Below are 11,048 nucleotides of genomic sequence, written 5' to 3'. Positions count from 1 at the left end.
CGCGGGGTGGGGGGCGCGTGGTTGTTGCCCGCGGGCGGGGGGGGGGCCCGGGGGGGGGGGGGGCCCCCCCGCGGCCTCTATGCGTCCGCCTCGCCCGAGGTCCGCTCGAAAACCGCGGCCCAGGCGGTGAACGGGCGTCCGCCGCTCTTCGGGAGCAGCAGGCAGGAGCCACCCTGAGCTTGACTCTGTCGGTGATCTTGATGGTCGAGGTCAGGTGCGATCAGGCAGCGCCGCACGGCAGGGGTCAGCGATCCCCACGGTCACCGGACGCCGTTGATCAGTCCGCCCCGGGCATCCGGCCTGGACACCGCCGGCGGCTCGCGACGCCGTATCCGGCCGCCGCGGCCCCGGGCCCGCCGGGCGCCACGAGGCGCCCGGCGGGGTGTCGCGGAGTGCGGAGGAAACCCCGCGCGACTCCGCTGCCTTACGGCAGAGGAAAGGAGTCACGTCATCCGCTGGTGAGGGTCCACTTCTGGTTGGCGTTGCCGCTGCAGTCCCACAGCTGGAGCTGCGTGCCGTTGACCGTGGACGAGGCGGGATCGTCCAGGCAGCGGCCCGAGACGGGGTTGCGGTAGCCGCCGTTGTAGCTCTGCCAGACCTGGTTCGTCCCGCCGTTGCAGGTCCATATCTCCACCTTGGTGCCGTTGGCGGTGCCCCTCCCCGTGGCGTCCAGGCACTTGCCCACGGCGCGCAGGGTGCCGTCGGCATAGGCGGACCAGGCCTGGGCCGGGGCGTTGTCGCAGCTCCATATCTGCACCGGGGTGCCGTCGGCGCTGCTGCCGCCGTTGACGTCGAGGCATTTCCCGGCGATGCCCGACACCACCGGGGCACCCGCCGACACCGGACTGTGCAGCCAGCCGGCACTGTCCGCGGCCTGGACGCCCCGGTGGAAGGCGTCGGCCATCTTCTGGTAGCCCCCGTCGTTGGGGTGCAGGGAGTCGGACAGGTCGGCGCTGGTCAAGGCGCCCATGTCCACATAGCCGACATGCTTGCCGGCCGCCTGCTCGCTCTGCACGATGCCGGGAATGGCCTGGTTGTAGGCGGCTCGGTGCTGCTCCTCGCCGGCGCTGGTGGACACGATCAGCGACGCCAGCAGCACGGTGGCGTCGGGCACGTCGGCGGTGATCTGGTCGACCAGGGACTTCAACCGGGCGGTGGCCGTGGAGACCTGGTAGTTCCCGTTGAGGTCGTTGGTCCCGATCTCCAGTGTCACGACATTGGGCCGGTAGCGGGCCAGCGCGGCGTCGGCCAGGGCGGCGATCTGGTCGATGCGGTACCCGGAGTGCCCCTCGTTGTCCGGGTCGGACATCGTGCCGTTGCGCAGGGTGCCGACGAAGTCCGACGGATGGCCGTCTGCCACCAGTTCGTTGCGCAGCGGGCCTCGGTAGCCGTTGCCGGTACTGCTCCCGACGCCCCATGTGATCGAGTCGCCCAGCGGCATCACGGTCAAGGCTGTCGTCGACGCCGCCGGCGTGGCGGCTGCCGCGGTGACGCCGGCGGCCGCGGCGAGCGAGCCGGTGGCGAGCGCGACCAGGAGGGCGGACAGTGGTTTTCTCATCGCTTCACGCTCCGATCGGGCGCGGACACGGGGGTCATCGGTAGCCGGCCGCGGCGATGTCGGCCTGGACGGCGTTGTCGGTGGCGTCCGAGGGGTAGCCGGCGACGATGGCTCCTTCGTAGAAGGTGCCCTGGGACTGGTTGGTGTTGCCGTTGCAGCAGTCGCCGCCGCTGCCGAGGATGATGGCCCCTTGCTTCTTCATGGGGCTGTAACCCGAGGGCAGTCCCCCGTCCCAGAGGGTGCTCAGGCCGCCGGACTGGGCGTTGGCGCCCTTGATCGCGAATCTGGACGTGCCGTTGTTCTTGAGCATCGCGGTGACGTACTTGCTCGTGAAGGCATGCTGGTTGGTGTTCCAGGACTGGCTGCCGCCGGAGTAGAGACCGTATTCGAGATCGGCCTGTACCCACGGTCCGGTGCCGGAGCAGCCGCCGAACCAGCAGCTGGTGCCGAAGTAGATGGCGTCCATGGCGCCGGCGCCGTCGGCCCTGCGGTCGGTCTCGCTGTTGCCGTAGTCGAAGCAGCAGCCGCTGTTGACATGCGTACCGCTGGTCACCATGTACGCGCCTTCGGGTGCGCTGCCGGTGGGCACACCGGTCAGGTGGCCGTCCCGCCAGTAGCTGTTACCGGGCTTGATGTACAGCGAGTACGCCTTCGAGCCGCCGACGGTCAGCGACTCGGAGGTCGCACTCGCGGCGGTGTCCGAGCCTCCGACACCGCCGGGGCCCTGGTAGCCCACGTTGTTCCCGTGCCCCGACTGGTCGTAGACCGTGGTGATCACGCAGGAGGTGCCGGAGCAGAAGGCGTCCTGCGCCGAGGCGTCGGCCGGGCCGCCCGCGCTGACCACCCCGATGTTCCGGGTGGCGCTGTCGGACGAACGCCTGACCTGGTAGAGGCTGCCGCTGTAGGACGAGTAGAGCGCCCTGACCGTGCTGTGTGCGGCCACGCACGGCGTACCGCCGGCGGCGTAGATGTCGCACGCGTGGGATCCGCCGGCAGGAGGCGTCGTCGTGGTCGAGGCAGTCCACTTCTGGTTGCCCTGCCCGTTGCACGTCCACAGGATGACCGCTGTCCCGTTCGCGGTACCCGCGCCGTTCACGTCCAGGCACAGCCCCGACTGGACGCCGGTGACCGACCCGTCGGAATTGTGCCGCCACTGCTGGTTCGGCTGTCCGTTGCAGGTCCAGATGAGCACCGGCGTGCCGGGAGTGGTCTGCTGGTGCGAGGCGTCCACGCAGCGGGTGCCGCCCAGCGTCTGCAACTGCCCCGAGGAGGTGAACTCGAAGGCCTGGCCGGACTGGCTGCTGCAGTCGTAGATGTCCAGCACCGTGCCGGCCGTGGAATCACCGCCCTTCACGTCGAGGCAGCGTCCCGACGCCGCGCCCACCAGAGGCGCCGCCGCCGCCTGTGCGGTGTCGGGTGTCATCAGTACGGCTGTGAGGACAGCGGCGAGCAGGGCCAGCACGGTGGCGACCGCGGCGAAGGGGCTGCGCCGTCTGTGCGGCCGCCAGGTGGCGGGGAGAACGAGGGAAGACAGCATGGGTGTGGCTCCTTGGTGGGGGGATGGGACGCGGCGGCCACCTGGTCGGCACGAGGGCCTACCGGGCGGCCTTCGGCGTATGGGTCAGCCGAACGTCCAGTGCTGGTTGGACTGGCCGTTGCAGGTCCACAGCTCGGCCAGGGCACCGTTGGATGTCGAGCCCCCGGTGACGTCCAGGCACAAGCCGGACTGGGTGCCGGTGACGGTGCCGTTGGAGTTGACACTCCACTGCTGGTTCGCCCCGCCGTTGCAGGTCCAGATCTCCACCTTCGTGCCCGGGGTGGTCTGGTGGTTGTAGGCGTCCAGGCACAGCTGGCCGCCACCGGAGGAGACCGCCAGCTGGCCCGACGACGTCCGCGTCCAGGTCTGGTTCGCCTGGCCGTTGCAGTCCCATATCTGCACCTGGGTGCCCGCCGTGGTGGACGAGTTCGGCACGTCCAGGCACTTGCCCGCACCCACCGCGTGCAGCGCACCCGTCGTACCCGTACCACCACCGCCGGTGGTGCCGCCCAGGGCGGAGACGGCGGCGTTGTAGGCCGGCTTCGGCTGGAAGTTGGAGTCGTACATCGTCGCGGCGCCGTATCCGGGGAAGGTGCCGGGGATCCAGGAGTTCGCGTCGTCCACGCCCCACTGCGAGACGCCGACGCAGCGCGAGACCGCCAGGCAGGCCTTGGTGACGTTGCTGTAGTCGGTGGCCTGCTGCTGCAGGGAGCTGCTGCTGGTCGGCAGCTGGATGCGGTCGTCGAGTTCGGTGACGGCCACGTCCAGGCCGAGGGCGGCGAAGCGCTGCATGTTGGCCTGGAGGTCGGACGGGACCTGGCCGACGATGAAGTGGCTCTCGAATCCGATCCCGCCGAGCGGCACTCCTTGCGAGAGCAGGGTCTTGGCCAGGTTGTACAGGGCGTTGCTCTTGGCGTTCTGCCCCTCGATGTTGTAGTCGTTGATGTACAGCTTGGCGTCGGGGTCCGCGGCGTGGGCGGTGCGCAGGGCCTCTGCGAAGTAGCCGGAGCCCATCGCCTTGTAGAAGGCGTCGTTGACGTACGAGCCGTCGCCGTTGAAGGGTTCGTTGACCACGTCCCAGGCGTAGACGCGGCCCTTGTAGTGGTTGACCTCGGTGGTGATGTGGGCGTCCATGGCTGCCTTGACCTGGCTGGAGGGCAGGTTGCTGACCCACGACGGCAGCTGCGCGTGCCACACCAGGTTGTGCCCGCGGACGCGCATGTTGTGCGACGTGGCATAGGACATGATCTGGTCGCCGGGGCCGAAGTTGTACTGGCCGTTGCCGGGTTCTGTGGTGTCCCACTTCATCTCGTTGCCGGGGGTGACCATGTCGAACTGGGCGTTGGAGATGGCCATCTCATTGCTGTTGCCCAGGTCGGATGTGGTGAGGGCGGTGCCGAAGTAGCGGTTCTGCGCCTCGGCGAGGCTGCGCAGCGAGGTCGCCGCCTGCGCGGGGCCGGCCGTGCCGAGAGCGAGCAGTGACGCGCCGGCCAGGGCGACGGCCAAACCCGCGGCCAGAGCGCCCGAGCGGGCCGGCCGCAGACGCGGCAGCCGGTGGGTGGGGGTGTGGGGGGACATGCGGACTCCTGCGGTCGGTCTGACGGCGCGGTGCCGGTGGGCGACACCGCGCCGTGTGGTCATATTCCGGTGACGGTCCATTCGTTGTTGGTGTTGGAGTTGGGTGCCCACATCACTGTGGTGGAGCCGGCTGTGGTGCTGCCGCTGCCGTCGAGGGCGGTGCCGGTGCCGCGGTTGACGATCTGGTAGCGGTTGTTGCCGAGGCTGGTGAGGGACCACTGTTGGTTGTTGCCGCCGTTCCAGGCGGATTGCCGGGCGGGGGCGCCGTTGGCGGTGTTGCCCCAGCTGTCGGCCACCATGCCGTTGGTGCGGTTGACGATGCGGTAGTAGCCGCTGCCGAGGTCGATGAGCTGCCACTGGAGGTTGGTGCTGCCGTCGTAGTTCCACTGCTTGAGGTTGGAGCCGGAGGCGACGCTGCCGCCGCTGTCGAGGGCCAGCCCGCTGGTGACGTTGGCGATCTTGACGTACCCGGTCCCGGTGCCACCGCCGCCGAGTGCGGGGATCTGGCCGGAGAAGGTGAGCTTGACCGTGTACGCCAGCGCGTTGAAGGGTGCGCCGGAGGAGGGCATCGCCAGGTGCAGCCCGGAAGCGTCCTGCGTGGGGGCAGGCAGGTCGGTGTAGCTGCCTGCGGTGTTGTCGAGCAGCTGGGCACTGGTCAGGCTGCTGATGGTGAACTGGTTGGAGTTCAGCGTCGTGATGGTCATGGTGCTGCCCTGCCAGCCAAGTGCGGTGGCATAGAGGATCCTGTTGTCCTGGCTGCGGGTGAACCGTACGTCCTTGGCGGTGCCGGCCTTGGGGCCGCTGAAGGAGCCGCCGCCCATCGCGGTCGGGCCCTCGCCGTAGCTGGACCAGGAGCGCGTGCCGTAGACGGCTTCTCCGAAGCGGCCGAGCCAGTCGCCCATGGCGCGCAAAATCGTCTGCTGCCCCGAGGGGATGGTGCCGTCGGCCATGGGGGCGATGTTGAGCAGCATGGTGCCGCCCTTGGCGGTCCGGTCGATCAGCGCGTGCAGCAGTGCCTGGGCGGTGTAGTAGCCGATGCCCACCGTGTAGCACCAACTGGAGGAGGAGATGCTGTCGTCGGTCAGCCAGTAGGGGGACATCAGGCCCGCGGGGCCGCCCCGCTCGAAGTCGAAGACCTCCCCCTTGTTGTCGAAGCCGTCCTTGTAGGTGGCGACGACGTCCTTGTTCCAGGCGACGGCCTGGTTGTAGTAATACGCCAGGAACTGCAGCCGGGTGGACTCCTGCACCAGGCCCAGGTCGAAGTCCTGCCAGATCAGGTCGGGCTGGTAGCCGCTGATCACCTCGGCCAGCTTGTTGTACCAGAGCTGGTTCTCCGCGGACGAGCCCTGCTGCCCGTAGAGGATGCGCAGGGTCGCGTCCGACTGGTAGGGCACGTGGTCGTAGTAGCCGTTGAAGTGGTAGGCGTGGTGGAGCGAGGCCATGAACTTCATTCCCTGCCCGCGGATGGCCTGCGCGTGCTGGCCCACCAGGTCGAGCCTGGGGCCGTGCTTGACCGAGTTCCACGGGTTGGACGAGCTGTTCCACATGGAGAACCCGTCGTGGTGCTCCGCGACCGGCCCGGCGAACCTCGCTCCCGCGGCCTTGAACAGCTGCGCCCACGCGCTGGGGTCGAAGTTGCCGCCCTGCGAGGCCAGTTTGGGCGCGAACTGCACGAAGTTGCCGGCCTTGTCCCGGGCGCCGTCGATGAAGTTGCTGTACGGCCACACCGAGGGATCACCGTAGGTACCGATGTGGTGCTGGTTCTCGGCCGAGCCGCCGATGTACATGTTGCGCGGATACCACTCGTTCCCGAACGCCGGGACGCTGAAGACGCCCCAGTGGTAATAGATCCCGAACTTCGCGTCCTGGAACCAGGCCGGCGCCGGAGGATGCTGGTCGACGGAGGACCAGCTCGCGGTGTAGCTGCCGGGGCCGTCGGTCGCGGCGGCGTCGGGTGCGAACCGCAGCAGCCCGGCAGTAGCGGCTGCTCCGGCTGCCGCCAACAGGCTACGCCGGCTTGGCTGGAAGGGTGAGGAGGACATGGGGGGCCTCTCAGCAGATCGGCGGGGGGGAGGACCGGGGACCCCGGCTGTTGCGGGATCCCCGGTCGGCCGGAGGGCGGCGGATCAGCCGCGTGTCCATTTCTGGTTGCTGCTGCCGGTGCAGGTCCACAGCTCCAGCAGGGTGCCGTTGCCCGTTCCCGCACCGGTGGCGTCCAGGCACAGGCCGGACTGCGAGCCCGTGATGGTGCCGTTGGTGTTGAGCGTCCACTTCTGGTTGGCGCCGCCGGTGCACGTCCAGATGTCCACCTTGGTGCCAGGGCTCGTGCCCTGGCCCGAGGCGTCGAGGCAGTCGCCGCCGTAGACGCGCAGCTCACCGGCCGAGGTGCTGGTCCACTGCTGGTTGGCGCCGCCGTTGCAGTCCCACAGCGCCACCTGGGTGCCGGACGTCTGCGACTGGTTCGGCACGTCCACACACCGGCCCGAGCCGGCTCCGACGATCGTGGCCGTGGTGCCGCCGCCGGCGCCGCCGCTGCCGGGTGTGATGGACAGGTTGTCGAACTGGGCCGTCTCGGTCTGAGCGGTCTGGAAGCCGACCTGTCCGCCGGCAAAGCTGTAGTCGTTCACGGAGCCGACCGCCGCGCCGTCGATCACCGCGGAGATGGTCGAACCGGAGAAGGTGAGACCCAGGGTGTGCCACCGGTTGGTGCCCAGGGCGGCCACCGTGCCGTGGGCCAGGGTGGACGTGGTGCCGTTGGTGCTCGAACTCAGGATCGACCACGCTCCCGCGTCAGTCACCCGCAGGTGGTAGGCGTTCAGCCCGCCCGTCGTCGTGTAGTCCTGCGAGTTCGCGCGGCCGAGCAGGTCCGCGTATCCCGACTGCTCCAGCAGCACGTCGGAGGAGACGGTGTAGTTGCTCCAGCCCACGTCACCGAGCAGGGCGTGCGGATCGGACAGCGCGTCCCAGGTGATCGGCTTCTGCGGGCTCATCTGGCGCTCGCACATCCCGCTGCGGCCGCCTCCGCAGGCGGTCGTCTCGAAGGCGCCCTGCCAGTCCATGAGGTACTTCGCCTCGGAACCCGCCGCGTAACTGTTGAAGGAATCGCTGTACGGCAGGCTCAGACTGCCTGCGGCGGGCCCGGTGGCGGTGCCCTTGCCCTGGCCGATGGTGGTGGTCAGCGTGTAGACGTAGCCGGGCTGCGCGGTCAGGCTGAAGCTCCCGTTGGAAGGAGTGATGTCCGCGGCGTGCACGAAGTAGTCTGCCTGGCTACTGGAGTTGACCTTCGTCGACCACACGTGCACGGTCCCGGCCGACAGCCCGCCGGCGACAGTGAAGTTCAGCGTCTGGGCGCTGCCGGCGTCCATCGTCTCGACGACCGTGGAGTAGTCCGAGTTGTTGGCGGACTTCAGCGACACATAGCTGCCGTTGCTGCGGTTGCCGCCGATGTATCCGCTGGAGGAGTCGAGGTACTTCCAGCCGGGGGCGGTGAACTGGGTCGTCTGCGCCATCACCCAGGCGTTCTTCCCGATCGAGTACGAGCCCGACCACGGCTGCGAGGCCAGCGCGACACCCATCGTGGGATACGGCAGGTTCGGCGTGACCGCCGCGACGACCGGCCAGTTGAGATACGCCGTCATCTTCCCGTCGATATAGCCCCGGTTGATGCCCCGCGCCATCGCCTGCGCACCGCCGTTGTAGTCGTCCGACCCGTTCTCACTCGCCCACAGCTGCTTGCCCGACGACAGAGCAGCCGCCGGCACCGAGCAGTTGGACTGCGCCGAGCGGTACCCGCACGGATAGTGCGTGCCGATCACGCCCACCGAGCCGGCGAACGTCGGGTTGGAGTCGATGTCATTGGCGATGGACCAGTCCGAGTCCGCCCCGACGATCGTGACACCGGAATAACCGTTGGAGTTCAGCGCGCTCCGCAACTGCTCGTACCACGAGACGTTGTAACCCCGCTCGTTCCACCCGCCCAGGTAGTCGATCGTCAGACCGTGCTGCTTGGCACAGCCCAGCCATGACACGAGGTAGTTGACCATATCTGTGGACCAGAAATTGCCGTTGCCGATCCACCCGGGCGCACCCCACGCCAATCCGTACAGCTTCAGGTTCGGGTTGCGCGCCTTGGCCTGCTCCATCAGCCACCACTCATAGCCCCGATTGCAGTTCAGATCGGACCTGGTGTGCTGATGACTCGGCTCCGCCCCCGAGGTGGAGTTGGTGTCGCCCCCGATCTCCGCCTTCAGGATCTGCAAGGAGGCGCCGTAACCGGGCCGGAACAGGTAGTCCAGGACCTGGCTGCGCTGAGGCTCCGGATAGTCGATCAGGAGCCGGCTGTTGCCGCCCCCACCGCTGATCGCACCGACGCCGTCGAAAGTCCGGCCGCCGGACGCTCCATTGATCGTGATCGACGTCGCGGCGCTGGCCGGCGCGGCGACCGTACCCACGATGCCGCCGGCGGCCATGACGAGCCCGATGAGGACGGCCGTCGAGACTCGCATTCGCCGGAACAATCGGCTGAGTGCTGACACAGTGCGTTCCTTTCACAAAGGCGCAACGGGTAGGGTGCCGGATGGGCGGGAGCCGCCCGCCCCTGGCCGCCGCGTACGGTTGGTCCGGCGTGCGCCGGGACGGCGGTCGGTCGCCGCCCCGGCAGTCTCGCGAGGTGAGCCGGTCAGCTCAAAGACCACTGCTGGTTGGACTGGCTGTTGCAGGTCCACAGCTCAGCCAGGGCGCCGTTGGCCGTCGAGCCGCCGGTGACGTCGAGGCACAGGCCGGACTGGGTGCTGGTGACGGTGCCGTTGGAGTTGACGCTCCACTGCTGGTTGGGTTGCCCGTTGCAGGTCCAGATCTCCACCTTGGTGCCGGGGGTGGTCTGGTTGTTGTAGGCGTCCAGGCACAGCTGGCCGCCACCGGAGGAGACCGCCAGCTGACCCGGCGACGTCCGCGTCCAGGTCTGGTTCGCCTGGCCGTTGCAGTCCCATATCTGCACCTGGGTGCCCGCCGTGGTGGACGAGTTCGGCACGTCCAGGCACTTGCCCGCACCCACCGCGTGCAGCGCACCCGTCGTACCCGTGCCGGTTCCGCCGCCGCTCGTGCCGCCGGCGATCCTGTACATCACCGTGCCGTGGGCGGGCACCGAGGCGCTGATGGTGCCGGAGGTGGTGGACGTCGCGCCCGACCACAGGTCGGTCAGGCTGTAGCTCGACGCACCGGTCTTTCCGATGGCGGCGGCCGACGTACTGATGGTCGCCGTCGACCCGGTCTCGTTGAACAGCGCCACGGACACGTCGCCGTTGGCCAGCGGCTTGGCCAGGACGTCCAGCCCGCCGGACGAGGAGACCATCGTGCCCTGCTTGCCCAGCGGGTCCTGGTCGACCGCGATCACCCGGGAGTTGGTCAGCGTGGAGAGGGTGGCCGCGCTGGCCGAGGCGATGTTGGTGCCGGCGATCAGGGGTGCGGCCATCTCCGCCCACAGGCTGAACTCGGTACGGCTCTCCGTGGTGGTCAGCGAGCCGTTGCCCACCTCCAGCATGTCCGGGTCGTTCCAGTGCCCGGGCCCGGCGTAGGAGGCCAGTCCCACGTTGCTGTGGAATATGGACAGCATGCTGGAGTAGCTGGCCTGGATGTCACCGGTGGTACGCCAGCTGTTGCCGACGCCGGCCCCCCAGGTCCACACGTTGTCCTGGCCCCAGTTGCACAGGCTGTAGAGGATCGGACGGCCGGTTGCGGCGAGGGCGTCGCGCATGGCGGTGTAGCGGGACTGGGCGTTCACACCGGAGTTGTTGCAGTTGTCGTACTTCAGGTAGTCCACGCCCCAGGACGCGAATGACTGCGCGTCGGTGGTCTCGTGGCCCAGGCTGCCGGGGTATCCGGCGCAGGTCGCCGTTCCCGCGTCCTCGTAGATGCCAAGCTTCAGGCCGAGGGAGTGCACGTAGTCCGCGGTGCCCTTGATCCCGTCGGGGAACTTCGCGGGGTCGGGCACGAGGTGCCCACCGCTGTCGCGTGAGTGGGTCAGCCAGCAGTCGTCGATGTTCACGTAGGTGTAGCCGGCAGCCTGCATCCCGTTGCTGTGCATGGCCTGCGCCGTCGACTTGATCAGCGACTCCGACACGTTGCACCCGTAGGCGTTCCAGTCGTTGAACCCCATCTGCGGGGTCGTCGCCAGCCCGTTGCCCAGTGCGGCGGCGGGTTGCGCGGCGCCCAGGGTGGCCAGGGGTGCCGCTGCGGAGAGCAGGGCGACGGAGAATGTGAGCGCTAACGTCCTCCGGAGGGACCGAGTGGCTGGCGGCTGGGGCGAACGCTTGGCTCGCGCACTGAACAGGGGCATGATTCCTTGACTCCTGAACCTGATGGCGGGGGGACATGGGG

At 68.8% G+C, this 11,048-nt stretch carries 6 protein-coding genes; all 6 read right to left on the bottom strand.

Annotated features, from left to right (window positions below):
- Positions 1–448 precede the first annotated feature (448 nt).
- The 6 genes from V7E46_RS21235 to V7E46_RS21210 all read right to left on the bottom strand — a co-directional run bounded on the left by V7E46_RS21235 (position 449) and on the right by V7E46_RS21210 (position 11,007).
- Positions 449–1,558, bottom strand: a complete 1,110-nt coding sequence (locus tag V7E46_RS21235; RefSeq protein ID WP_333769888.1) for a ricin-type beta-trefoil lectin domain protein — start codon at positions 1,556–1,558, stop codon at positions 449–451.
- Positions 1,559–1,592: 34 nt separating this feature from the next.
- Positions 1,593–3,095 (bottom strand): arabinofuranosidase catalytic domain-containing protein, encoded by a 1,503-nt coding sequence (locus tag V7E46_RS21230; RefSeq protein ID WP_443054283.1) that lies wholly within the window; start codon positions 3,093–3,095, stop codon positions 1,593–1,595.
- Positions 3,096–3,179: 84 nt separating this feature from the next.
- Positions 3,180–4,673 carry an endo-1,4-beta-xylanase gene (locus V7E46_RS21225; protein ID WP_333769887.1) on the bottom strand — a complete coding sequence of 498 codons (1,494 nt, stop codon included), beginning with the start codon at positions 4,671–4,673 and terminating at the stop codon, positions 3,180–3,182.
- A gap of 59 nt (positions 4,674–4,732) precedes the next feature.
- Positions 4,733–6,715, bottom strand: a complete 1,983-nt coding sequence (locus V7E46_RS21220; RefSeq protein ID WP_333769886.1) for an alpha-L-fucosidase — start codon at positions 6,713–6,715, stop codon at positions 4,733–4,735.
- 84 nt (positions 6,716–6,799) lie between these two features.
- Complete coding sequence (locus tag V7E46_RS21215) at positions 6,800–9,208, bottom strand: ricin-type beta-trefoil lectin domain protein (protein WP_333769885.1); 2,409 nt, start codon at positions 9,206–9,208, stop codon at positions 6,800–6,802.
- Positions 9,209–9,351: 143 nt separating this feature from the next.
- On the bottom strand, positions 9,352–11,007 hold the full coding sequence (locus tag V7E46_RS21210) for a glycoside hydrolase family 27 protein (protein WP_333769884.1): 1,656 nt from the start codon (positions 11,005–11,007) through the stop codon (positions 9,352–9,354).
- Positions 11,008–11,048: the final 41 nt, after the last annotated feature.

The organism is Streptomyces sp. IBSBF 2435 (genome assembly GCF_036815005.1).
Taxonomy (GTDB): Bacteria; Actinomycetota; Actinomycetes; order Streptomycetales; family Streptomycetaceae; genus Actinacidiphila.
This window is presented reverse-complemented; position numbering and strand designations above follow the sequence as displayed.